21 protein-coding genes are annotated in these 26,600 nt (G+C 30.3%); 13 read left to right on the top strand and 8 right to left on the bottom strand.

Going from position 1 to position 26,600, the window contains the following annotated elements; all coding sequences use genetic code 11:
- Positions 1-402: 402 nt before the first annotated feature.
- Both Q0684_RS02085 and Q0684_RS02080 read right to left on the bottom strand, forming a co-directional pair.
- Positions 403-1,074 (bottom strand): HupE/UreJ family protein, encoded by a 672-nt coding sequence (locus Q0684_RS02085; RefSeq protein WP_299012371.1) that lies wholly within the window; start codon positions 1,072-1,074, stop codon positions 403-405.
- 9 nt (positions 1,075-1,083) lie between these two features.
- The gene (locus tag Q0684_RS02080) at positions 1,084-2,109 is read right to left on the bottom strand and encodes a DUF4198 domain-containing protein (RefSeq protein ID WP_299012370.1); all 1,026 of its coding nucleotides are present in this window, start codon (positions 2,107-2,109) and stop codon (positions 1,084-1,086) included.
- 289 nt (positions 2,110-2,398) lie between these two features.
- On the opposite strand from Q0684_RS02080, the gene Q0684_RS02075 reads away from it, so the two are divergent.
- Both Q0684_RS02075 and Q0684_RS02070 read left to right on the top strand, forming a co-directional pair.
- Complete coding sequence (locus Q0684_RS02075) at positions 2,399-3,868, top strand: proton-conducting transporter membrane subunit (protein WP_299012369.1); 1,470 nt, start codon at positions 2,399-2,401, stop codon at positions 3,866-3,868.
- A gap of 2 nt (positions 3,869-3,870) precedes the next feature.
- A complete protein-coding gene (locus Q0684_RS02070) occupies positions 3,871-6,180 on the top strand; it encodes a DUF2309 domain-containing protein (RefSeq protein WP_299012368.1) in 2,310 nt (769 codons plus the stop codon).
- A 55-nt stretch (positions 6,181-6,235) separates the two neighbouring features.
- Here Q0684_RS02070 and Q0684_RS02065 read toward each other — a convergent pair whose 3' ends face one another.
- On the bottom strand, positions 6,236-7,312 hold the full coding sequence (locus tag Q0684_RS02065) for a formylglycine-generating enzyme family protein (protein WP_299012367.1): 1,077 nt from the start codon (positions 7,310-7,312) through the stop codon (positions 6,236-6,238).
- Positions 7,313-7,600: 288 nt separating this feature from the next.
- On the opposite strand from Q0684_RS02065, the gene Q0684_RS02060 reads away from it, so the two are divergent.
- Complete coding sequence (locus Q0684_RS02060; RefSeq protein WP_299012366.1) at positions 7,601-10,018, top strand: zinc-dependent metalloprotease; 2,418 nt, start codon at positions 7,601-7,603, stop codon at positions 10,016-10,018.
- Between the two features lie 50 nt (positions 10,019-10,068).
- On the opposite strand, the gene Q0684_RS02055 is transcribed toward Q0684_RS02060, so the two are convergent.
- Positions 10,069-11,340, bottom strand: a complete 1,272-nt coding sequence (locus tag Q0684_RS02055; protein WP_299012365.1) for a DUF2851 family protein — start codon at positions 11,338-11,340, stop codon at positions 10,069-10,071.
- Positions 11,341-11,451: 111 nt separating this feature from the next.
- Between Q0684_RS02055 and Q0684_RS02050 the strand changes: the two genes are divergently transcribed.
- The 10 genes from Q0684_RS02050 (at position 11,452) to Q0684_RS02005 (ending at position 20,200) form a co-directional block, all read left to right on the top strand.
- Positions 11,452-12,081: an NAD(P)H-dependent oxidoreductase gene (locus Q0684_RS02050; protein ID WP_299012364.1), complete on the top strand. Its 630-nt coding sequence runs from the start codon at positions 11,452-11,454 to the stop codon at positions 12,079-12,081.
- A 128-nt stretch (positions 12,082-12,209) separates the two neighbouring features.
- The gene (locus tag Q0684_RS02045) at positions 12,210-13,670 is read left to right on the top strand and encodes an aminoacyl-histidine dipeptidase (RefSeq protein ID WP_299012363.1); all 1,461 of its coding nucleotides are present in this window, start codon (positions 12,210-12,212) and stop codon (positions 13,668-13,670) included.
- A gap of 192 nt (positions 13,671-13,862) precedes the next feature.
- Positions 13,863-14,627, top strand: a complete 765-nt coding sequence (locus tag Q0684_RS02040; RefSeq protein ID WP_299012362.1) for an AAA family ATPase — start codon at positions 13,863-13,865, stop codon at positions 14,625-14,627.
- Positions 14,628-15,512 (top strand): ParB/RepB/Spo0J family partition protein, encoded by an 885-nt coding sequence (locus tag Q0684_RS02035; protein ID WP_299012361.1) that lies wholly within the window; start codon positions 14,628-14,630, stop codon positions 15,510-15,512.
- A 105-nt stretch (positions 15,513-15,617) separates the two neighbouring features.
- Positions 15,618-16,094, top strand: coding sequence for a DUF5683 domain-containing protein (locus tag Q0684_RS02030; protein ID WP_299012360.1), 477 nt, complete (start codon positions 15,618-15,620; stop codon positions 16,092-16,094).
- 2 nt (positions 16,095-16,096) lie between these two features.
- Positions 16,097-16,798, top strand: coding sequence for a 4-hydroxy-tetrahydrodipicolinate reductase (gene dapB, locus Q0684_RS02025; protein WP_299012359.1), 702 nt, complete (start codon positions 16,097-16,099; stop codon positions 16,796-16,798).
- 82 nt (positions 16,799-16,880) lie between these two features.
- The gene (lepB, locus tag Q0684_RS02020) at positions 16,881-18,581 is read left to right on the top strand and encodes a signal peptidase I (protein ID WP_299012358.1); all 1,701 of its coding nucleotides are present in this window, start codon (positions 16,881-16,883) and stop codon (positions 18,579-18,581) included.
- Between the two features lie 33 nt (positions 18,582-18,614).
- The gene (locus tag Q0684_RS02015) at positions 18,615-19,211 is read left to right on the top strand and encodes a WbqC family protein (RefSeq protein WP_299012357.1); all 597 of its coding nucleotides are present in this window, start codon (positions 18,615-18,617) and stop codon (positions 19,209-19,211) included.
- Positions 19,212-19,277: 66 nt separating this feature from the next.
- Positions 19,278-19,853 (top strand): Crp/Fnr family transcriptional regulator, encoded by a 576-nt coding sequence (locus Q0684_RS02010; protein ID WP_299012356.1) that lies wholly within the window; start codon positions 19,278-19,280, stop codon positions 19,851-19,853.
- 35 nt (positions 19,854-19,888) lie between these two features.
- Positions 19,889-20,200 (top strand): DUF6122 family protein, encoded by a 312-nt coding sequence (locus Q0684_RS02005; RefSeq protein WP_299012355.1) that lies wholly within the window; start codon positions 19,889-19,891, stop codon positions 20,198-20,200.
- Here Q0684_RS02005 and Q0684_RS02000 read toward each other — a convergent pair.
- Genes Q0684_RS02000 through Q0684_RS01985 form a run of 4 tightly spaced genes read right to left on the bottom strand, consistent with a single transcriptional unit; the run spans position 20,179 to position 26,555 of the window.
- Complete coding sequence (locus Q0684_RS02000) at positions 20,179-21,681, bottom strand: oligosaccharide flippase family protein (RefSeq protein ID WP_299012354.1); 1,503 nt, start codon at positions 21,679-21,681, stop codon at positions 20,179-20,181. The genes Q0684_RS02005 and Q0684_RS02000 overlap by 22 nt on opposite strands.
- A gap of 4 nt (positions 21,682-21,685) precedes the next feature.
- On the bottom strand, positions 21,686-22,945 hold the full coding sequence (locus Q0684_RS01995; RefSeq protein WP_299012353.1) for a glycosyltransferase family 4 protein: 1,260 nt from the start codon (positions 22,943-22,945) through the stop codon (positions 21,686-21,688).
- Positions 22,942-24,132, bottom strand: a complete 1,191-nt coding sequence (locus Q0684_RS01990) for a glycosyltransferase family 4 protein (protein WP_299012352.1) — start codon at positions 24,130-24,132, stop codon at positions 22,942-22,944. Before Q0684_RS01990 ends, Q0684_RS01995 begins: the two co-directional genes overlap by 4 nt.
- A complete protein-coding gene (locus Q0684_RS01985) occupies positions 24,129-26,555 on the bottom strand; it encodes a YfhO family protein (protein WP_299012351.1) in 2,427 nt (808 codons plus the stop codon). Before Q0684_RS01985 ends, Q0684_RS01990 begins: the two co-directional genes overlap by 4 nt.
- Between the last annotated feature and the right edge of the window lie 45 nt (positions 26,556-26,600).

The raw sequence follows: 26,600 nt of genomic DNA, 5'->3' as shown, positions 1-26,600 counted from the left end.
AACAAAAAAAAAGAACCCAAATAGTTGCAAAAAAATAAAAATTTACATCTTTTTCGTTAATCAATATTATGTACAACAAAAAATACTAATTGAATAAATACATAATTTTAGGGTAATATTTTTAAGAAGTAGAATAAAAAATCTAAAGCTATTTCTCCAAAAAAAACGCTAAATTAAGCAGCAATTAAAAATGCCAACGTTCTATAGGCTGTATCATTTAAGTTTATATAACAACAGCATAATAATTGTGTAACGGTCATAATTAATCACCAATTCACAGTAAAAAAACACCCTTGAAATAAACTTTATCAAGGGTGTTTTTTTGCAATATCTCCATGTATATTATTCTTGTAAAATTTTTAAATAACACACAAATTAGACTTTTACTTTCATGGACTTTCTTTACCTAAAGTACCCGTATAACTGATAACAAAACAATGCTAGTCCAATAATAATCAAATAGGTATTTATTGCTTTGTAAAAAGCAGGATAGCTTTTTTTATTTCTCCAACTTGTTATTAAAAATACAATAGGAATTAACGCTAAAATTTGACCGATTTCTACGCCTAGATTAAAACTAAAAATCTTTAACAAAAATTGTTCAGAACCAATATCAAAAGATTGTAGTCTTGTTGATAATCCAAAACCGTGAATTAAACCAAATAAGAATAACATAACTAATAAATTTGGTACTTTTAATTTCATCTTCTTAAACCCCTCTAAATTTTCAAATCCTTTGTAAAGCACACTTAAGGCAATTACTGCATCTACAAGATGCTCATTTGCACTTATACCTAAGTAAGTAGCTCCTGTTAAGGTAACGCAATGTGCAATGGTAAAAACAGTAATAAACTTTACTATATCTTTAAAATTTTTAAGATAAAAAACTACTCCTGCTAAAAACAGCAAATGATCGTAACCTGTAAGCATGTGCTTTGCTCCTACATATATATAAGAGCATAAACCTCCATTAGTTAAAATAGTTTGATCTACTGAACTAACACCATGAGCAAAAGTGCTTAATGGAATCAAAAAAAACAATACCAAAAAGACTAATTTAATTACAAACTTCATTAACAAAAATTATTTTTCACGATTGAAAAAGAAAAACAAAATAGCAACAAAAATAATACTTCCCACAATAAAAATATACATAGGCAAACCATCTTCTTTTGCATGATTGTGATGCTCTTCTGATCTGTGATGATGTGTAACTTCAAAAGTTAGAGTAGCCCAATTAGATTCATGGGTTAATCCTTTTTCCTCTGAGTTTACCAAGTGAATTGTTCTTAGATACCAAATTCCATCATTTGTTAAGTTCACAGTAGCTATTCCATTTGAGTCAGTTCTTAGCTCTTGGCCTGTTGTATGCGTGTGATCATCAGCAGCATTGTTGTCTTCATGAGAATGTTTTTCATCTTTTTTATGAGAATGTGTTTTTTCTCCATGACTATGTTCTTCAGTTGAGTTATGATGATGACCATGCTTTGATGCTCTATAATCTGCGTAAACCAACTGATTTGCTAAAGGAACTCCATTTCTTAATAATTTAACTTGTAAATTATCTCCTGTATAAAGATTATAAGGGTTTTCAACAGGCACAAACTCTATTGGGTACCCTAAAATTGTTTTCCAATCTGCTGTCTTTTTATCACCCACCTGAAAAATAGCTTTTACATGTTTCGAGTATTTTTCTACAGCGTCTTGGTTTAAGGTTTTATTTTCTGCCCTTTCAGTTAGCATATCTTTAACACCATCATGTTTTAAATATTTATTAAAAGCTTCAGCTTTCATTGCTATATTTCTTGGTCTAGTAGATACTCCTACAATCCAAGTACCTGAATTGCCAGCTGTAAAGCTTAAAATGGTAGTACTATCTATTTCTTCCCATTGCGCATCTTCAATTTTAGTGCGAACTCCGTTGCCCAACAGACTTGCGTCTAGCATTCTATCTCTGTCTATTGTATTTTCACTTTTGTCAAAAGTGCCATTAAATAACTGAATTTTTGATTTTTGATTCGGCTGTAGTATATAGCTATCTAGTTTAAGATACATATCATGACTGCAAAAAACAACAATACATAATAGTGTTAAAATTCTTTTTTTCATCTTCAAAAAATATTTGTAATACTGAACAAAAATAAAACAATTTAGTTTTAATCTAGATTATAGATTCTTGTATTCATCAAAAAGCAGTAAAATGCTCAAATTATTTCCCATTCATTAATATTAAAAATATGTAAACTATTTTGAACATGAATAAGTTTAAAAATTTTAAATTTTTATTTTAACACATTAATGCGCTTTATGATTAACATTATTGATATAAGTAAAAATATATAAATATATTTGAGCAACTTTGCAATCTAACAAATCAATCAGCAAACAAAATAAAAAAATGAATTCTGAGAAACAACTAAGCACACTGCAAGCAAATTCTAATGCAGAAAAGAACAAAACTTCCATCTCTGTAATTGTAAGCGTGTTTTTATGGTTACTATTTGCGGGTAATCTAACCTATCTTATTTTAAATTTCTCTAAAATACCAGAATGGACTTATGGGAATCTTCTAAAAATAAATGGTTTTACAATTTTAATCTGGACAACAGTAACTTTTTTTAGCGCAATTGTAAGCACGTATGCATCCTCTTACCTAAAAGGGTTCAAATATCATTCTAAATTTATGCTGCTTTGCTTACTATTCACCTTATCTGTAATGTTTTTAGTAGTATCTAATAACATTTTACTTTTAATATCTAGCTGGTTAATTATGGGTGTTTTTATGTCTCAATTAATTGGGATTGATAAAGATTGGGGAGAAGCTAGAGAAGCATCAAAATTTACACAAAAATATTTTTTAATTGGCTCTTTATTTTTAGCTGTTGGCTTACTTTTATTAGCTTTTAAAAGTGGAGAATTTACAGTAAGTGGTTTGTCTTTAGCTGTAACAGATTTACCAAATTACATTACTATGATTGCTGCTTTGTGCATTATTGCAGCAGCCATTGTACAATCTGCAATTTACCCTTTTCATCGTTGGTTATTATCTGCAATGACATCCCCTACTCCTGCATCTGCACTTATGCACGCAGGTTTTGTAAACGGAGCAGGAATTTTATTATCTCTTTTTGCAACCTTATTACTTACTTCAGATACGTTAACCATACTTTTTGCTGTTGGGGGTTTTACAGCAATACTGGCTCAGTTTACAAAATTGTTACAAGTAAACGTAAAACAAAAACTAGCTTGTTCTACCATTGCACAAATGGGATTTATGATAATGCAATGTGGATTAGGCTTTTTTAATGCAGCTGTTGCTCATTTAATTTTACACGGCTTTTACAAAGCTTATTTATTTTTATCTTCTGGGGAAGAAATAGAACAAACAAAACCAAAACAAGAAACATCTGTAAAAATAAAACCTTTGTTGGCATTTTTAGTTTTGATCTTTGGGTTATTTGGCGCCTACCTTTTTACAGTTTGGACTGGAAAAGGAACTGAAAGCAACAGTAGTATATTTTTAACCTTAGTTGTTGCCATTACTGTTGGTCAAGCAACTTATAATATTGTAAAAGAACAAAGTTTATCTCTAATTCAAAAAATAGTGGTTCCTGCCTTAGTATTTATTGCAGGTATTGGTTTATACGCATTAATGTACAATGGTGTTACTATTTTAATGAATGATATGCCTATGATAGCTCATCCTACCCCACTGTCTTGGGTACAAATTATCTTCGGCTTTATTTTCTTAATTGGCTTTTTCCTGATGAAGTTTAGCGTTTACAAAAAAATTCCATGGATGTATGTAAAATTATTAAACATTTCTCAACCCACTAAGAAATCACTTTTAATGTATAAATCTAAATAATTATGAGCCAGCAAATTTTAAATACTATTGATGAAGCTTCCAAAGTTATTGGAAAAACTTGGCCTTTATATACTTTTGTTGCCTCTAACCCATTATCTGGTTACGAAAACTCTTCTTTTAAAGATGCAGTAGAAACTGCTAAAAACAACTTTAACGCAAATGCTTTTCCCGCAACAAAATTGTATCAACAAGCCTGGAAAAAAGGCGATATAGATAAAGGTATTTTAGCTACTCTGCTACAAGAAAATAATTTAACTGAATCTGCGGAGTTTTACCTAAATCATCTCATAAATCTGCCTAAAGGTGAAGTAATTAACCAAAATCATGCTGTAGATACTATTGTTGCAAAATGGTTAGCTTCTTTTATGGATGAAGGCTTAGCAGAATGGGAGATGCCATATAAAACAGAGGGTTTTTACAATGCTTGGAGACTTTTGGTTATTTATGATTCTGAAACAGGAAAAACAAATTTAAAAGACATTCCAAAAAATAGTAAAACAGCCTTAGAAGAAATTTTAAAAGAATATAATGAAAGTGACTATCTTAAAATTTTCACCTATCATTTAGCTGCACTTCCTGGTTGGACAGGCTATATTAATCATAGAACGCAAGCAAGCACAGATTGGCATCAAGAATACCCAATTGATATTATTGACTATTTAGCAGTAAGACTTTGGACCACCCAAAAACTAAATCTTCCTATTCTACCCAAAGAAAAGGACAAAAGTAAAGAAAATTTAACATCTAAAATTCAATACGTCTTTTTAAAAGCTTGGGAAAAAAGTTGGCAAAAGCAGTTAGTTAGTGCTTTAGAAAAAGAATCTATAGCGCAACCATCAACAGCAAATAATAGACCAGATGCACAAATGGTATTTTGTATTGATACAAGGTCTGAATTAATTAGAAGACATATAGAATCTAAAGGAAATTACGAGACTTTTGGTTACGCTGGTTTTTTTGGAATTACTATGGATTACCAAAGTTTAGATGATGGTATTACTAGAAAATCTTGTCCGCCAATTGTAGACTCTGCCTATAAAGTTTCCGAAATTGCACAAGATCAAAAACAAGAACTGCTAAATACTTACAAAAAGAAAAATAATGTTTCCACGTTTAAAAATCAATTTTTAAAGCGAATGAAAAACATGATACCTTCTGCTTTTGGTTATGTTGAAGGTTCTGGTTTTTATTATGGTTGGTCTTTAATTGCAAGAACCTTAATACCCAGAAAAATGTATCAAATGGACGATAAAAAAGCTTCTAAAGTAGAAACTATTTGTCAGCCAGATATAAACAAATGTAGCGACAATGACGCAATTGGTATCCCCCTAACAGAAAAAGTTGCCATTGTAAAATCTGCTTTTGATTTAATGGGATGGAAAAAATTTGCACCTTTAGTTATTTTTGCTGGTCATGGAAGCCATTCTGCTAACAATCCATTTGGCTCTAGTTTAGATTGCGGTGCTTGTGCGGCAAGTCCAGGAAGACATAATGCAAGAATGTTGGCGAAGTTAGCAAACCAACCAGAAGTTAGAAAATCTTTAGCAGATTTAGATGTATATATTCCTGACGATACTATTTTTATTGGAGCAGAACACAATACCACAACAGATGATATTGTAATTTTTGATGCTGAAATTCCAGAAACATTTAAAGCAAAAATTACAGCATTAAAAACAGATTTACTAAAAGCGCAAAAAACAGCAACTACAGATCGTTTGGGAACAAAAGGAAATAGTGTTGCTAATGCAGAAAAAAAAGCCAATAATTGGGGTGAAACCAGACCTGAATGGGGGTTGGCAAAGAACGCAGGTTTTATTGTTGGACCAAGAAATTTAACAAAAAACACCAACTTAGACAGCCGTTGTTTTTTACATTCTTATGAATGGGAACTAGACCCTGAAGGAAAAGCGCTTGAAGGAATTATGCTAGGACCAATGACGGTTACACAGTGGATAAACAACCATTATTACTTTGCTACAGTAGATAATAATATTTATGGAGGTGGATCTAAAATAACACATAATATTACAGGGAAATTTGGAGTAGTTCAAGGAAATGGTGGTGATTTAAAAATGGGATTGCCCTTACAATCCTTATATGGTTCTGATGAAACTATGTACCACCAACCTTTGCGATTATCTGTTATGATACAAGCACCAATTGCAAGAGTTTCTGATATTATTGCAAGAAATGCAGGTACAAAAACATTATTAGATAACGAATGGATTTATTTAATGGTAATGGATCCAACAAGTAATAATGAGATTTTTAAATATAAAAATTCAATTCAATGGGAAGCCATAAGTTAACTTGAATATCTTTAAAAAAAAGCCTTAAGAATAAAACTTAAGGCTTTTTTTTAATTTAGTTAGCTAACATCTCTTTAGTTGCAACAGTTCTAAAACCAATATGATCTGAACTAGAACTTGGCTCCATGCCCATTCTTGCAGAAATTCTAAAACTTGCGCAATACGAAGCATGACATAAAAAAGAACCACCTTTCATTACATACTCTGTTTGATATGGGTTTGTAGGTGAACGTGATTGTTTTGCTCCTTTAGGGTTTGTATAAGTTTTATTTACATCTAAAGTTTTGTAATACGTTGGATCAAAGAAATCTGTGGTTATTTCCCAAACATTACCTGCCATATCATAAATACCAATATTATTTTCCGGGTATGATTTTATTGGAGAAATATATTCAAAATTGTCTTCAGAAATATTTTCTGTTGGAAAAGTTCCTTGCCAAGTATTGGCGTTTTTATTTAGTTCTGCTAAATTATTACCCCAAACATATTTATTATCAGTATTACTTCCTTGTGCAGCAGATTCCCATTCTGCCTCTGTTGGCAACCTTCTATTCGCCCACTTACAATATGCCAAAGCATCTTCTAAACCAACATGCACAACAGGGTAATTCTCTTTACCTTCAATAGAGCTCCCCAATCCTTCTGGCTGCCTCCAATTTGCACCTACTTTCCAAGTCCACCATTGTCCATAATTTTCCATAGAAACCACTCCCCTTGCTTGCTTGTTAAAAATTAAACTTCCTGGTTGCAAAATAGAATCGTCTGGTTTTGGCGTTCCTGGTGGTAAATCTTTTTTTATTTCATCCCAATCTAAAGGTCTTTCTGCAACAGTTATGTATTTTGTTTCTTCAACAAATTTTTTAAATTGTCCATTAGTAACCTCTGTAGCATCCATAAAAAAACCAGATACTGTAACTTTATGTGCTGGTTTTTCTCTAGGCATTGCATATGTATCTCCTGGTTTTGCGCCCATTAAAAATGTTTTGGTAGGTACCCAAACCATTCCAACAGGGCTTTCTACAATTTCTTTTGCGTTACTCGCTTTTTCTTCCTTTTTATTGGTTTTATTAGTGCAAGCGAACAAAAAAACAACAACAAAAGCAAATAATGATTTTAAAAATATAGATTTCATACTTAGTTAAATATAGGTAATTTTATTATTCAATTTTTAGCCTAAAACAAGCTTTGCATGTATTAGCCTTAAAACAAAGGTACATATTACATCCAAAATATAATCTTGTTGTTTGTCAATTTCTTATCAGTTATAAAAATATTAGCATACATAAATTACATCTAAAATATGAATTTGTGTAAATACAATTAATAATGCTAATTTTTTATGAGCACTTTTTAACAGTATGCTAAGAATTAGTACAAGTGTTTTTTTATAATTTGGAGGCCAAATTCAACATTCCTAATTATGAATAAAAATTACCTATTCCTTTTTGCTTTTCTCGTATTTATTGGCTGCTCTCCTAAAAGTAGTTCACTTTTAAAAAGTGCAAAAAAAACAGCACCAACAAAAACTAAAAAAACCTCATCTAAAAATTACACTGATTTTGTTAAAAAAAGTACCAAAACAGACAATGGTTTGTTTAAAGTACACCAAAACAAAAACCAATTTCTTTACGAAATACCAAAAACATATTTGGGTAAAGAAATGTTATTAGTAACAAGAATTAAAGAATTACCTGCTGGTTTGGGTGGTGGTTATGTAAATGCAGGATCAAAAATAAATACACAAGTTATTGTTTGGGAATCTTTTAAAGATAAAATCTTACTAAAAGTAAAATCTTATAATGCTATTGCAAATGATTCTTTGCCAATATATAAATCTGTTAAAGCAAATAATTTAGAACCTGTAATTTATGCATTTGATGTAAAAACACAAAACCAAGATTCTACCGCTGTTTTAGTTGATGTTAGCAAATTCTTTTCTACAGATGTAAAAGCAATAACTGGTTTACCTTCTTACTTTAGAAAAACGTATAAGGTAAGAAGATTAGACGCCTCTAGAAGTTTTATTAACTCTATAAAAAGTTATCCTGAAAACATAGAGGTTATACAAGATTTTACGTTTGATGCAGATGCACCTCCAAGCAACTCTTCAACAAATACTATAACGATGCGCATTAATCAATCTATGATTTTATTACCAGAAAACCCAATGATGCCAAGAATTTATGATAAGAGAGTTGGTTATTTTTCTATTGGTAATGTAGATTACAGTTCTGAAGCTTTAAAAGCAGATAGTAAAAGATATATTAGAAAATGGCGTTTAGAGCCAAAAGACATTGCAGCCTATAACAGAGGCGAATTGGTAGAACCTGTAAAACCAATTGTCTATTATTTAGATCCTGCAACTCCTAAAAAACTAAGAAAATACATTCAGCAAGGTGTTAATGATTGGCAAAAGGTTTTTGAAACTGCAGGTTTTAAAAATGCAATTATGGCAAAAATGCCACCTACCAAAGAAGAAGATCCAGAATTTAGTATGGAAGATATTAGATATTCTTCTATTAGATATGTTGCTAGTACAACTAGAAACGCTACAGGCCCAAGTGTTTCTGACCCAAGAACAGGAGAAATTTTAGAAAGTGATATTATTTGGTACCACAATCACTTACGTTCTTACAGAAATAGATATTTGCTAGAAACAGGTGCTGCAAATCCTTCAGCAAGAACTTTAAATACACCAGACGAAGAAATTGGAGACATGATGCGCATGGTAATTGCTCATGAAGTTGGGCACGCTTTAGGTTTACCGCACAATATGGCTGCAAGTTTTGCGTATAATACAGAAGATTTACGTAATGGAGATTTTACGCAGAAAAACGGAATTGCAGCAACAATTATGGATTATGCACGCTACAATTATGTTGCACAACCTGGTGATAAAAACATTCGTTTTATAAGACAACTAGGGCCTTATGACCATTATGCAATTAATTGGGGTTACAGACAAATAGCAAATGCTACAACACCAGAACAAGAAGTAAAAACCTTAGATAAATGGATTGAAGATAAAGCGGATAACCCAATTTACAGATTTGGCGGGCAACGTTTTGACCCATCTGCACAAACAGAAGGAATTGGTAACAACCAGGTAAAATCGAGTACGTATGGTGTTAAAAACCTTAAAATAGTTGCAAAAAACTTACCAAAATGGACTTCTTCTGAAACCAATAATTATGAAGATTTAGATGAATTATATGGCGAATTATTAAGTGTTTGGGGCAGATATGCAGGCCATGTTGCAGGTAATATTGGTGGTGTTTATGAATTTAATAAAAAACCAACGCAAGCAGGCAATGTTTATATAGCTGTGCCAAAAGAAATGCAAAAAGAATCTTTAAACTGGTTACAAAACAATGTTTTTGAAACCCCAAATTGGTTATTAGATAAAAATATTTTAAACAAAATTGATGAAACTGATTATACAGACAAATTAGGACGTTTTCAAAAAAGAATTTTAGGTAGTATTCTAAATACAAGAACCTTAAAAAGGTTAATAGAAAGTGAGGTTATTACACCTAACAATTATGAAGCTGTAAACATGATTTCTGATTTAAGAAAAAGTGTATTTTCTGAGCTTAAAACTACTAAAAACGTAGATCTATACAAAAGAAACTTACAAAAGTATTTTACGAGTAGAATGGCGAGTTTAATGAATGATTCCACTGCAAAAAGCACAGATATTTCGTCTATAATTAGAGGTGAATTAAATGTTTTAAAATCACAGTTAAATACTGCTAGCAAAAGACGAATTAACACCATAACTAAATACCATTATCAAGATATTATTAAGGGGATAAACAATACTTTAGATCCTAAATAAATTTATTTTTTTCTCGATAAAGCTTCAAAATTAAAAATTTTGAAGCTTTTTTATTTACCCAAAACTTTTACGCCAATTGCACATTCTAAACAACGTTTTAGCAAACAATAATTATTTTTTAATTCTAATAAAGCCTGGGTATCAAAAGCATTTTTTGCGAAAATTTTATGCACTTCAAACTTAGTTATGATGCTATTTTTTTCTGGTTTTATATTTTCTAACAACTCTAAATAGAAGGTTTCATCAACTTCTCCCCTAGCTTGTTCATAAAGAAATTTTAACGGAATTATTGTATTAATAATCAGCAAATCTATAAACGATTTGGTTAGCTTTTTTGCTGATGTTTTAGAAGTGGATTCAAAATTATAATGAGTTTTCCAAAAAGAAGCTACATCAATAGAAAACAAAGTATAAAAATCATCTAACTTTTGCACTGCTAGCACTTTAGAAAATAAATTTTGATGTTTGTGAAACAAACCAATCAGCTGTGCTATTCTAATGGTTGGAAAATTATTGGGTCGCATTCTAAAAAATGAAAATGTATTTTTAGACATTGATTCTAAACCAAACTTATGCTTTAAATAGTTGTATTCTTTTTTTAAAGTTGCATGATATTCGTGCGCTAAACTTGTTTCTAAAAAACCTGCTTGTCCAAAAAGCAAAGCAGCCAACTCTAGCCCTTTAAAACTACATTTTTTAATTATTGCAAAATCTACAGATTGGGCTAGTCGTAAAAAGGCATCACCATTAATTTTTAAACCAAAATTTTTAGCTAAAAGTTGAAATAACACCGCTTCAAAATCGTTATTTTCTTTTGCTAACAACTGTTTAATAGTTGTTGCTTTTCTTTCTAAACGATCAAAAAACAAACGCTCTTTCCAATTAGATAAGGTAAAACTATCCACATCTTTAATAAAATCTTCACAAGGAATCCATTTTTGAGGCGCAAATAATAAACTGTTATAATTCTGTAAAATGGTATTAGACACCAAACCATTTAAAACCAAAGTAGGCAAAGGTTGGTTGTTTTTCATGTAAATATTGGCATCATTTTCCCATACTACATGCAAAATTACATTATCGTAATTGGCATCTGTTTCGTGGTTGTGTGCATACCAATCAGAAGATTTTATATGAATTTCTACATTACCTGCCCAAAGTTGATTGTCTAGTTTCAATTGAGCATTTAAAAAATCTGGACCTGCATTTTTATTATGAATACCTGAGTTTACAATAGTGACAACCTCTTTATTTACAGTTTCTAAATTAGTTAGTGAAAACAATTTATACTTCCATATATAATGTAAAAAATCCTCTTTCATCTCTTTTTGTTTTAAATTTACAAAAAATTGGCACTTTATTCTAATGAACTACTCTCATAAAATTTAAAATGCGCTTGTAATACACTATTTTTGCACTTCAAAATAAAAACAATGAATATTATAGAGAGTTTACAATGGCGTTATGCTGTTAAAAAATTTGATAGCAATAAAGAATTATCTAAAAATCAAATAGAAACCTTAAAAGAAGCATTTAATTTAACGGCCACTTCTTATGGTTTACAACCCTTAAAATTATTGGTTGTAAAAAATAAAGAAATTCAAGAAAAATTACTAGAACACTCTTGGAATCAAAAACAAATTGTACAAGCGTCTCATGTTTTGGTTATTTGTACAAAAGACAATTACACAACCCAAGAAGTAGAAGACTATTTTAATTTAACCAAAAAACTAAGAAATACTTCTGATGAAATTATAAAGCCATTTCAAACTTTTTTAACGGAAGAAATTGCAAAAAAAACACAAGAAGAGTTGTTTGTTTGGAATAAAAACCAAGCCTATATTGCCTTGGGTAATTTAATGACTGTTTGTGCAACAGAAAAGATAGACGCCTGCCCAATGGAAGGTTTTTCTCCAGAAAAATATGACGATATTTTAAATCTTAAGGAACACAATTTAAAATCAGTTTTAGTAATGCCTGTTGGTTTTAGAGCTGCAGATGATTATATGAAAGACCTTGTAAAGGTTAGAAAAAACATATCTGAAACTATTATTGAATTCTAACTAAATAAAATTTAATATTAATTTACAAACATCTTTAAAAGAATAAATACAATCTTTTTAAAGATGTTTTCATTTTTAAAACAAATCAAATACCGTATTTTTGATTATCTAATTTTTAATTAAAAACAATGAGTTTAGCAGTAAGAAATCAAGAGCCAAAAGAAGTCTGGAATATGTTTGCCGATTTAAATGCGGTACCTCGTCCTTCAAAAAAAGAAGAACGCATTATTGCCTTTATGGTAGCTTTTGCTAATAATTTAAATTTAGAAAACTTTGTTGACAAGGTAGGTAATGTTATTGTTAGAAAACCAGCTACAAAAGGCTTAGAAGACAGAAAAACCGTTGTACTACAAAGCCATTTAGATATGGTACACCAAAAAAATAACGACACTGTTTTTAACTTTGAAAAAGAGGGCATAAAAATGCTTGTAGATGGAGATTGGATAAAAGCAGATGGTACAACTTTAGGCGCAGACAATGGTTTAGGGGTTGCAGCAATTATGGCTGTTTTGGCGTCTAAAACTATAGCGCATCCCAATTTAGAAGCACTTTTTACTATTGATGAAGAAACAGGAATGACTGGTGCCATGGGTTTAGAAGCTGGAGTTTTAAAAGGAGATATTCTTTTAAATTTAGACACAGAAGAAGATGACGAAATTGGAATGGGCTGTGCTGGTGGTGTAGATATTACTGCCACAAGAAATTACAAAGAAGAAGAAATTCCTAAAAATACTGTGACCTTTAAAATAACTGTTAAAGGTTTAAATGGTGGGCATTCTGGTATGGATATAATTAAAGGTTTAGGTAATGCCAATAAAATTATGAATCGTTTGCTGTTTGATGGTTTTACCAACTATGGACTAAGAATTGCCGCTATTAATGGAGGTAGTTTACGCAATGCAATTCCTAGAGAAAGTGTTGCTGAAGTTTGTGTAGATCAAATTTCTAAAGCCCCTTTTATTTTTGAAACCAAAGAATTGGTAAAGACAATTCAAGAAGAATTTAAAGCGTTAGAACCTAATTTAACTGTAACAATTGTTGAAATAACAGAACTGCCAAAAATAATGGAACTTGGTGTGCAAGAAGGTTTACTAAAAGCTATGTATGCTGCTTTAAATGGGGTATACAGAATGAGTCCAGATATTGAAGGCTTAGTAGAAACCTCTAATAATATTGCCAGAGTAATTGTTAAAGATGGCGCAATAAAAATTGGCTGTTTAACACGTTCTTCATCAGAAACTAATAAGTTAGATCTTGCTAATTCTTTAAAATCTAGCTTTGAATTAGCTGGGTTTCAAGTAGAATTTTCTGGCGAATATCCTGGGTGGCAACCCAACATCAAATCAGAAATTTTAGAAGTTGTAGCACAATTATATGAAAAAACACATGGTGAAAAGGCCAAAGTTGAAGCTTGCCATGCAGGTTTAGAGTGTGGTATTTTAGGGCAAAATTATCCAAAAATGGATATGGTTTCTTTTGGTCCAACAATTAGAGGCGCACACTCACCAGACGAACGCGCGAGTATTAGTTCTACTCAAAAATTTTGGAACTTTTTAAAAGAAATCTTAAAAAACACACCAAAAAAATAGTAAAAGTTAAAAAGTTAAAAAACATAAAACTCACGCTATTTTTCTATCTGACAATTTGTGTAAAAAGAAGTAAAAAATATATTTAACACATTAAAAATCATTATTTTAAAAAATTATTGATTTATTAACATCTTTGACTTTTAAAAGTAATAAAAATATGTAATTTTACAATTACAAAAGTAGTGGAATCATATGGGGAAAATTATTGCAATAGCAAATCAAAAAGGAGGTGTTGGTAAAACAACAACAAGCGTTAATTTGGCGGCTTCTTTAGGTGTATTAGAAAAAAAAGTATTGCTAATTGATGCAGACCCACAAGCAAACGCTTCTTCTGGTTTAGGTATAGATGTAGAAACTGTAGAAGGTGGCACCTATAATGTATTAGAGCATTCACTATCTGCAAAAGATGCTGTTGTAAAAACAGATTCGCCAAATGTAGATATTATTCCTGCACATATTGATTTAGTGGCTATAGAAATTGAATTAGTAGACAAGCAAGAAAGAGAATATATGCTAAAAAAAGCTTTGGCAGCTATAAAAGATGATTACGACTACATTTTAATAGATTGTGCACCATCTTTAGGTTTAATTACGCTAAACTCTTTAGTAGCTGCAGATTCTGTAATTATTCCTATTCAATGTGAATATTTTGCGTTAGAAGGTCTTGGAAAACTTTTAAACACAATAAAAAGTGTACAAAAAATACACAATGCAGATTTAGATATTGAAGGTTTATTGTTAACTATGTTCGATTCTCGTTTACGTCTATCTAACCAAGTGGTAGATGAAGTTAGAAAACATTTTTCAACCATGGTTTTTGATACAATTATTAGAAGAAATACACGTTTAGGAGAAGCACCAAGTTATGGCGAAAGTATAATTGCTTATGATGCTACTAGCAAAGGAGCCGTAAATTACTTAAATTTGGCGCAAGAATTATTAAAAAAGAACGCGTAAATGGCAAAAGCAACAAAAAAACAAGCCTTAGGAAGAGGATTGTCTGCTTTATTAAAGGAAACACCTAATATTAACAGTGCATTAGATAATAATGCAGATAAAGTAGTAGGTAGTATCATAGAAATAGAACTAGATTTAATTGAAGTAAATCCTTACCAACCTAGAACTTATTTTGATGAAGAAGCGCTAAGAGAACTTGCTGGTTCTATAAAAGAATTAGGGGTTATACAGCCAATTACCGTAAGAAAATTAGAAGGCAATCAATTTCAATTAGTTTCTGGTGAACGAAGATTTAGAGCATCTAAATTAATAGGCAACAAAACAGTACCTGCATACATTAGAATTGCAAACGACCAAGAAATGCTAGAAATGGCGCTGGTTGAAAATATTCAAAGAAAAAATTTAGACCCAATTGAAGTTGCCCTTTCTTACCAACGTTTAATTGATGAAATTGCCTTAACACAAGAAGAGTTAAGCACAAGAGTTGGTAAAAAACGTTCTACAGTTACCAATTATTTGCGTTTATTAAAATTAGACCCAATTTTACAAACGGGTATGAGAGATGGCTTTATTTCTATGGGACATGGGCGTGCAATGATTAATGTAGACAATACAGAAGATCAATTAGCTATTTACGAGAAAATCTTACGTGATAAATTATCTGTGAGGCAAACAGAGGAACTTGTAAAAACCTTAAAAACAGGTAAAATTGCAAAACCTAAAAAGAAATCAACACCTGCTTTTATAAAGAATAGTAATCAAGAAATTAGTGATTTCTTTGGTCAGAAAGTAACTATTAACGTGGCTAATAATGGAAAAGGTAAAATAACCATTCCGTTTCATTCTGAAGAAGATTTTAATAGAATAAAAAACTTATTAAAATAAGTGTTTTTAAAAAAAACCATATTCCTATTACTCCTTAGTTTTTTTAGTTTCAATATTTTTAGTCAAAAAGATACTACAAATATTAAAATTAAAAAGACTATACCTTTGCAACAGGGTACTTACGCACCTTTAAAACCAGCAAGAGCTGCATTTTATTCTACAATATTACCAGGAATGGGTCAAATTTATAATAAAAAATATTGGAAAGCGCCTATTGTTTGGGGTGCCCTTGCTGTACCTACTTATTATTACCTCATAAATAATAAAGAATATAAGAGATTTAGAACCGCATATAGGTTAAGAAGAACTGGTTTTCAAGACGAATTTACAAATGATTTAGGAGTAGAAAGTGTTTCTTTAGAAACACTTGAAAGAGCACAAGAACAACTTAGTGAAAACAGAGATATGTCTTTACTTTCTGGTGTAATAATTTATATTTTACAAATTGTTGAAGCCAGTGTAAATGCACATTTAATACAATTTAATACAGACGATAATTTATCTATAAGACCAACTTTGATGCAAGATCCAATACAATTTGATACGCCTAAAGTTGGTTTTAAATTAAAATACACTTTTTAAAAATGAAGATTGCACTTTTAGGTTACGGAAGAATGGGAAAAGAAATTGAAAAAATTGCAATTTCTAGAGGCCACGAAATAGTTATAAGAAAAGATGTTGATGACGAAATAGATATTAGTTTAGCAGATGTTGCTATAGATTTTAGTATCCCTAATTCCGCTTTCTCAAATATTTCTAATTGCTTACAAAACAATGTGCCTGTAATTTCTGGTACTACAGGTTGGCTAGATAAATATAAAGACGCGGTAGCACTTTGCGAAAAAGAAAAGGGAGCTTTTATTTACGCTTCTAACTTCAGTCTAGGCGTAAATATATTTTTTGAACTGAATAAACAATTGGCAAAAATGATGCAAAATTTAGAGGATTATGATATTTCTATGGAAGAAATTCATCATACCAAAAAATTAGATGCACCAAGTGGAACAGCCATTACTTTAGCTGAGGGAATTATAGAAAACTCGGCTAAAGAAAAATGGGAACTAGACAAAAAAACTGCTGAAACAAACATACCAATTGTAGCTAAAAGAATACCAGAAGTCCCTGGTACACATTCTGTTTGGTACAATTCTGTTGTAGATTCTATAGAAATAAAACATACGGCCCATAACCGCCAAGGTTTTGCCTTAGGTGCTGTTGTTGCCGCAGAATGGATTATTGGCAAAACAGGGGTTTTTAACATGAAAGATGTTTTAAACTTACATTAAATTGTAACACAATTCAACTTATAGTTACTAACTAGCAATAAGATTTTACTTTTTTATAAAATTAGTATCAAAACAAAATATTATGACTTTTACAGAATGGTTTATTTTCTTTATTTTCATACAAGTAATTCACTTTTTAGGAACGTGGAAATTGTATGTAAGAGCAGGTAGAAAAGCTTGGGAAGCAGCCATACCAATTTACAACGGTGTTGTGTTAATGCAAATTATCAATAGACCAAAATGGTGGATTTTTTTACTTTTTATACCTGTAGTAAATCTTTTAATGTTTCCTGTAATTTGGATTGAAACCATAAGAACATTTGGGTTTTACAAAAAACTAGATTCATTTTTAGTGATTGTAACTCTAGGTTTGTACATTTTTTATATCAACTATAAAACAGATGCAAAATATAATGCCGAAAGAAGTTTAAAACCACGCTCTGAATTAGGTGAATGGGTAAGTTCTATAACATTTGCAATTATTGCTGCAACTTTAGTGCATACTTATTTTATGCAGCCTTTTACCATACCAACTTCATCCTTAGAGAAATCTTTGTTAATTGGTGATTATTTATTTGTAAGTAAATTTCATTACGGTGCAAGAGTACCGTCTACAGTAATTGCTGCACCTATGGTACATGATTCTTTACCATTTACTGGAACAGCATCTTACCTTAAAAAGCCACAGCTGCCCTATACAAGGTTACCAGGTTTGCAAAACATAAAAAATAATGATATAGTTTGTTTTAATTGGCCTGCAGATTCTTTAGCAACTATGTGGGGCGATACCTCTGGGAAATTCACTTATAAGCCTGTAGATAAAAAAACCAACTACGTAAAACGTTGCGTGGGTATTGCAGGAGATTCCTTAGAGATTAAAAACGGTTATGTCTATATAAATGGTAAGAAAAACGAACTGCCTTATAGAGCCAAAATTCAATTTTACTATACTTACACAGCTAAAAAAGCGATTGATAGAAATACATTTCCTAAGTTTTTAATAAACAAAGAGAGAACAGGCGTTTACAAAATTGCTAACGATTATTGGAATGATTCTAGAGTGCAAGAAGCTTTTAAAAAAGGTGCAAATTTAACAAAAATAGGTGCTGATTCTTTATTTACAGAAGTTGCAGGCGGCGTATCTCAAAACCTAGCAACCCGTTTAAAAATGGAAAATGTTGCCAATAAAATAAATATAAATTTAACAGAAGAAGAAGTTATTCTTTTAAGAAAACAACCAAACACACTTTCTGTTACTAAAATAAATTATGCGGCAGATAATGCAATTTTTCCCCATATAGAAAGCAATAATTGGAGTCAAGATAATTTTGGACCTATTTATATACCTAAAGCAGGTGCTACAGTAAAACTAGATGCAAAATCTTTACCATATTACGAGCAAATTATTAAGAATTACGAAAACAACGACTTAACTTTTGTTGGCGAAGACATTTACATTAATGGAGAAAAAGCAGATTCTTATACCTTTAAACAAGATTATTACTGGTTAATGGGAGATAATAGACACAACTCTTTAGACGCACGTTATTGGGGTTATGTACCTTTTGATCATGTTTTAGGTAAACCTGTAATGATATGGTTTAGCTGGGATGCTAATGCAAGTAGTTTTGGTGAAAAAATAAAATCTATACGTTGGAACAGAATGTTTACCACAGTTGGTGGAGATGGAGAGCCTGTTTCTTACAGATATATTGTTTTTATATTAATTGCTTTATACATTGGTTATAGCTTTTTTAAAGCTAAACGTAAAAAGGCAAAATAAACAAGCATCATTGCATAAAAAAAATAAAAGGTCATGTCTCTATTTATACCTACTTATTTTTCTCCTATAGCACAATACCAAGAAATTATAAGAGCAACAGAAGTTGCTTTTGAAATGGAAGATAATTTTCAAAAACAAAGTTATAGAAATAGATGCTATATTTATAACACCAATGGGAGACAGCTATTAAATATACCTGTAAAACACCCAAAAACTTCGTTTAGAAAAAAAACGAAAGACACATTGATTGAAAATGCACAAAATTGGCAAGATCAACATTTTAAAAGCTTGAAAACTGCTTATAGAAATTCGCCTTTCTTTGAATTTTACGTAGATGATTTAATCCCTATTTTTGAAAAAAAATATAAATTTTTGCAAGATTTAAATATAGATACTTTTTTATACATTAAAGATGCTTTGCAATTAGAAAATAAGGTGGTAAAAACAAAGGCATATGCCACAGGTAGTCTCTCTAAAGATTATAGGCATTTGGCAGATGCGAAAAAAACGCCTGCTAGATTTTACAAACCTTATACTCAAATGTTTGATGAAAAGTACGGTTTTATACCAAACTTATCCGTTTTAGACTTACTTTTTATGGAGGGACCTAATAGTATTAGTTTTTTATAAAATTATGAAGTATTTTCGCATTTTTACACAACACTACCCAAAGTAAAATATAGAGCTAACCAAATCATGCAAACATTAATAGAGTATTTAGACAACTTTCAAAAACTACCCCAACTATCCAAAGACTCATTACTTAGTTTAATAGATCCTGTTTCTTGTAAAAAAGGGGATATACTAGGTAGAGAAAAAGAAAGACCAGAACATATTTATATTTTAGAATCTGGAGTTGTAAGATCTTCCTTTACTAATAGTAAAGGAAAAGAACTCACAAGAAATATTTATGTAGGACAAAAGCTTATTGGTTCTTTAGGAGCTCTTGTACTAGATAAGCCCTCAAAATTTACGTTTAGCTGTTTATTAGATTGCGAAATATACATTCTAAATTTCAGAGGATTTAAGGCATTAGCAGAAACAGACATAGCAATATCTAATTTGTACAATAAAATCCTAGAATATACTTTTTTAGAATTAGAGAGTAAAATATACAGGCTCTCTGCTTTAAATGCTACAGAACGCTATTTAAAATTATTACAAGAAATTCCTGTAATTGAGGATCTAATACCTCAATATCACATTGCTTCATTATTAAATATTACGCCCGTACAATTAAGTAGGATAAGAGGAGAATTGTTAACGAAATAATTTTTTAAGCTATTACTTGGATATTGTGTTTTAAAATGTTGCAACCTTCTTTTTTAATTCATTATAGTTTGCATTTTATTGCGCCGTTAGGCATTGCTTTACTTTTTTATAAAAAAAAATGGAGAGTAGCTTACCTTATCTTTTTAGCATCTATGCTAGTAGATGCAGATCATTTACTAGCAAATCCCATTTTTGTTGAGGATAGGTGTAGCATTAACTTTCATCCGTTACATTCTTATCTAGCTATAGCTTTTTATTTTTTAGGATTGTTTTTTAATAAAACTAGAATAATTTGTTTTGCTTTATTATTTCACATGTTTACAGACTATTTAGACTGTCTTTTGTAAAACTTTTGGAGCAACACATCAATTTCATGTGAAATTTTAAATTTTAAAACTAAATAAACGTAGGCTATTGTAATTAAAATACTTTTTAAAGCAATATTAAATATAGGAGTAATAGTAAAGTTAAATATTTTAATATTAGGTATAGAAAAATTCCAAAAATAAAAAGTGCCAAATAAAATAATAATTATAAGCACCATTTTCCATGAATTACTAGTAAAAGGTGTAATTGCAAATTTTTGGTTCACAAACCATAGTTTAATCGTATTAAATAAAACAATAGTAATTAATGTTGCAAGCGCTAAACCATCTGTACCAAAATTTAAATTAAAATAGAATATTCTGTTTAAAGAATATACAGAAACTGACATTCCTAAAGCTAAAGGAAGTGCTACTCTATAAAATTTAGAATTATTAATTATAGCACCATTACTACCTAAAACCATAGTATATAGCTTTGCTAAAGAAATCATTAAAACCACATATTCGCCACCTGCATAGCCTTTTTCTGGCATTAATTTAAAAAGTTCGCTTACACCACAATTTACAAGTAAGAAAAACAAACCACCTACTAAAAGTAAATTTATAGAACTTTTTTTGTATAAATTTTCTACTTCTTTTGTATTAAACTCATTTAAAGATTTTGATGTTAAAGGTTGTAAAATTTGAGTCATTGCTCTGCTTGGAGCTTCAATAAAAGAACCTATAAAAACAGCCACAGAATAATAAGCAGCTTTTTCTATAGTGTCTTTTCCAGGAATCATAATTTTATCTATATCTAATAAGATTGCACCTGCACTTCCTGCCAGAATAATGTAACCTGAGTATTTTAAAATTTCCAAATAATTTGTTGGCAACCTAAAATAAAATTTAGGCAAATACATTTTAAACGCATAAAACATCATTACAAAAGCTCTGATAATATAGGCTATTGTTAAATAGAAAATAAACTCAGGCTTTGTAATAAAATCAAAAAAAACAGCTAATAACAGCAGCATTACTACAACTCTATTCCATAATTCTTTTAAAATATTACCAAAAACAGTTTGCAATTGTACTTTTGTCCAAGAATAAAACAACTCAAAATAAGCACATGCAATAGCAATCAAATAGATAAAAAATGTATAATTTTCTATGTTCTGATTCTCTTCTGTAACACGACTCATAATACATTCATGAAAATAATCCCACAAAAAACCAATGGGCAATGCAATAAAAATGGGTAAAAAAATTACGGAAGATAAAAACTTATCTTTTTGCTCTTTTGTTTGATAAGAAGAATAAAATTTTACAATAGTATACTGAATACCAAAAGCTGTTAAAGGCATTATTAAATTAGAAGCAGACAGAAGAAACGTTACCATTCCGTAAAATTCTGATTCTAAAATTCTAGGGTAAAACACAATAGTATTTATACCGCCAATTAAAAAAGCTCCATAAATAATTATTGTATTTCTAAAAGATTGTTTTAAAACAATACCCATCTTTTTATACGTTTTTTATGATAAAAGCCAACTGTTCTGTTAGCGCTTTTCTATGATATCTTTGGATATTTTTAGAATCTAATTTTAATTTATTTGCTTTAAATAGCGTGTATAATCTTAAAATTTCTTCTTTCATTTTTTGATGATCTTTAAAATCTATAACAGTACCAGCATTTGTATCTTTTAAAACAGCAGCCAAATCTCCATTTTCTGGACCTATGGCTAAAATAGGTCTTTTTGCTTTTAAATACTCAAATAACTTTCCTGTTAAAATTCCTTTATTATTGGGCACATTAGGTATCAATAACAATAAAACCTGACTTTTATTTTGAAAAGCTATCGCCTTTTTATGCGAAACATAACCTTTAAAAGAGCTCTGCTCCTCTAAATTATTTAAGTTAATTTCCGTTTTTATTTCTTCAGAAATATCGCCAATAAAATTAAGTGCTAAATCTTTTTTAAAGTCTAAATTTTCTTTGGACATTTCTCTTAAAACTTTAAATAAAAGTTTTGGATTACTTTGCTTTGGCAACAACCCAATATAGGAAATAGAAAATTTAATATCTAATGCTGTTTTTAAGTTATCAGAATTTTCATCATCAAAACCATTAGTAACTACTTTTACGTTTTTAGCAAACTTTACAAACCCTTGTTTTAAATGGTTGCTTACCGTTAAAACACAATCTGCTTCTTGCAAAACACTTTTTTCAAATTTAAAATTCTTTTTTTTTGCAAAAGAAAGTTGTTTAAAATCGTTATTGTAATACAAGTTACTCCAAGGATCTCTAAAATCTACCATCCACTTTAAACCCGTTTTATTCTTTAATTTTTGTGCAATTAAATGCATGCTATGAGGCGGTCCTGTAGAGATTATTAAATCTATTGTATTTTTAGAAATATAGTTTTCTAAATAGTTTACAGATTTGTTAACCCAAAAAACTTTAGGATCTGGCACAAAAAAATTACCACGTATAAAAGATAAAAATCCACCTTTACTAACATTAGCAATCCCCTTTTTGTTTGCGCTCTTTTTTTTCCAAAAGAAAAGATCTGTTGGTTCCCAAATGGGTTGCTTTAAAATAGTTACATTTTTGGGTATTTCTTTTATTAGTGAAACGTCTTCTTTAGGATAATTGGCATTTGCTACCGTATAAATTATTGGCTCAATACCAAAATCTTGTAAATATTTTACAAATTTTAACCAACGCTGTACGCCAGAACCGCCTGCAGGAGGCCAGTAATATGTAATTATTAATACTTTCAAGATTTTAAATTATCGTATAAATGCAATAGTTTTTTAGAAGTTTGTTCCCAACAAAATTCTTTTTCTATAAATTCTTTTCCGTTTTCACCCAACTGTTTTCTAAGACTCTCATCTTTAAAAAGCTGCAACACTTTTTTAGAAAAATCTGTAACATCTCTGTCCTTATGCACTAAACCTGTATTATTTGTTTCTACTAAGTTTTTTTGAGCTGTAGCGTTACTTACCAATAAAGGTTTACCAAAACTCATATACTGAAAAATCTTATTGGCGTAAGCAACGTCATGCTGTAAATTTCTATGTAAAGGAGAAATACAAATGGTACTAGATAAAATATAAGAAGGAAATAAACCTACATCTTGCCAACCTTCAAAATCTACAAAACGATTTAATTGTAACTCTTGCACTTGTTTTTTTAAGATATGGTCTGTGCTATTTTTACCTACAATAACCAATTTTATATTGGGTATATCTTCTTTAATGCTATCTATTGCTGCAATTGCAGTTTGTAAACCTCTTCTAATATTGGTATCTCCCAAGTACAAAATAACAAAATTGTCTTTATACTTTTTTAAAATGGATTCTTTTCTTGTATATTCAGTAAAAAAAGACTTTCTAATAGTATTAGGTACTAAAACTAACTTATTTTTTGCTTGCGGAATTCTATGTGCTAAATTTTCTAAAAATTCTGGAGATACTGTAATTACAGCATCAGCTTTTTCAATAAAAGTTTTCTCTTTCTGTTTCCACCTTTCAGGTGAAATGATATACTTACCAGGAAACTTTTGCAAATGCGGATAAAGCTTCATTACCTCAGGCAAATTATCATGTAAATCTAAAACAATTGGTAAATTGTATTTTTTATTCGCATTAAATACGGCTTGCGCAATTCTAATATCATGAATATGCAAAGCTTCAATTTGTGTTTCTTCTATAAATTTTCTGATTTTTTTTTTCATTAAAAAAGTATAGAAAGGCACTGTATATGCCAAGGCAGACAGTTTATATTCTAAAGTATTAGAAGCATATCTTTTTACTTGAATTCCATTAATTGTTTCAGTTGTTTTTTCATCTGCATATTTTAAACAGAATAAAAAAACTTCATGACCATGATTTACCAAGGAAACTGCCTCATTTTCTACCCTAGGATCTGGGGGAAATGGAGCATCTAAAATCATTCCTATTTTCATGCTTGTTTTTTCTTCTTTTTCTCATCGTAAAAAAACCAACCTACAGAAACAAAAATAAGTAACGCGTAAGATGTTAATGAAAATACTTTACCATTTTCAATTACTTTGGGCTCAAATTTAAAGACAATTTCATTAGAACCTGCTGGAATTTTCATTCCCCTTAGTACATAATTTACTCTAAAATGTGGCTGTAACTCGCCATTAATGTAAGCATTCCAGCCATTTTTGTAAAATATTTCAGAAAAAACAGCAAATTGTGCGGAGTTTGTATTAGAAGCATATACCAACTTATTTAATTGATATTCTTTTAAAGTAATACTAGCCAAACTATCACGTTCAATTGGCAACTTTAAACCTAGTTTATTAAAATCACTATTCAAAATTACCGCAGAAGATTTTGTGTCTAAAGAATCTAACATCTGCATTTCTTCATTAGCGTTATTTACACCAATTAAGTTTTGTACAAACCAAACGTTTCCATTTGCTTCTATATTCTTTTGCGCTTCTAGCTTGCCTTTTTCATTTGGAATAATTAAATATTTGGTGTTCAACATATTTAAAATTGGCATATTATTATTTGCTATTTGATACTCAAACAACTCATTATACCTGCCTAATTTAGCTGCATGATAACCACCTATAGAATTATGAAAGTAAGAAGTGCTTCCATCATTCATAACATCTATAGCAAAATTAGCAACTCTGTAATATCCTTTATCTTCTAATATTTTTTTATCAGCTTCTGTGGCAATAAACGGTTTTTCAATTTTTTTAGATGCTTTAAAATCGTCTGCATTTACGTATCTTTTATTTACAGAAATTAAATCGAAAAGAACTACTGCTAGAATACCTAAAATTACAAGTACTTGTTTTGCTTTTTCTTTTATAAACAACCATAATAAAACACTCGCAACTAAAACTAAAAATAAAGCGCGTAAGCTATCTTTTAATAACATTGCTTTTCTATCTGCCATTACAGCATCTAAAAAACCAGGAATTTGTTTGTATTGCTGTGCATCTCTTAACCCTTCAAAAGTGCCAAAAACATGCGCAAACATGAAACCAACAACTACCAAACCTGCAAAACAAATTACAGCTTTCTTTAAACCATTTAATTTTTCTTTCTGAGTTAACTCTTTAGAGAAGAAGGCTTTTAAACCTAAAACGGCCAAAATAGGTACGCATAATTCTGCAATTACTTGTATAGAAGATACTGCTCTAAATTTGTTATAAAGTGGTACATAATTGATAAAAAAGTTGGTTACTATTTCAAAATTTCTACCCCAACTTAACACAATAGAAAAAATAGTGGCAGCAACTAACCATTGTTTTAATCTTCCTTTTACTAAAAATATGCCTAAGAAAAATAGAAAGAAAAGTACTGCACCAATGTATGCTGGCGCTTCTACTATGGGTTGGTCTCCCCAATAGGTTAACACTTGTTCTGAATATTCTTTAGCTACTTTTTTACCTGCTTTTGCCTCTATAAATTGATAAAAATTAGAGTTTTCTCCTAAAGATTCTACTGTGCCACCTCCCATGAATCTTGGGATTAATAGATTAAAAGTTTCTAGTTTCGCATAACTGTATTGAGTAATATAAGCCTTATCTAAACCTTTAGTAGCTTCTTTTTTAGAACCATCTACATTAATGGTAAGTTCAGATTTTCCTCTGGTACTTACTTCAGAATATTCTTGCATTGCCAAAATACGCGGCGCATTTGCACCAATACCCAAAAGTACAGCAGCAATTATAACCGCTGTTTGCTTTATAAAACTTGGTAAAGTTTTTTCTTTTATGGCGTTTACACCTTCTACAATACCTAAAATAAGCAAACAAAAACCTAAATAATAAGTCATTTGTATGTGGTTTGCATATATTTCTAATGCCATTGCTAGGCCAGTAACTAGAAAACCAAGCACGTATTTTTTTCTAAAAATCCATAAGACACCTGCTAAAACCAAAGGCATATATGCAATTGCATGTGCTTTTGCATTATGGCCAGCGCCAAAAATAATTATTAAATACGTAGAAAAACCAAAACCTAAAGCACCTAAAATAGCCAACCTATACTCTACTTTTAAAGCTAACATTAAAACGAAAAAACTTAAAAAATATAAAAACGTATAATCTGCTGGTCTAGGTAAAAAGCGTAATAATTTGTCTAAACCTCGTACAAAATCGTTTGGATAATATGCACTTATAGCGTAAGATGGCATTCCACTAAAAGAGGCTCCTGTCCAATAAGGTTCTATGTTATTTTCTGCTCTAAAATCATTCATATCTTTTACCATTCCCCTAAATTGGGTAATGTCTGATTGATTTAATTTTTGTCCTTTTAAAACGGGATGAAAGTAAATTAGAGATGCCAGTACAAAAATAAGTAGGGCAAATACATAAGGCAGTATTTTAGAAATTTTCACTTGGTATTTTGGTTTTGATTGATTTATTTTGGGTGAAGGATTAGG

Source organism: uncultured Polaribacter sp., from assembly GCF_947503875.1.
Taxonomy (GTDB): Bacteria; Bacteroidota; Bacteroidia; order Flavobacteriales; family Flavobacteriaceae; genus Polaribacter.
This window is presented reverse-complemented; position numbering and strand designations above follow the sequence as displayed.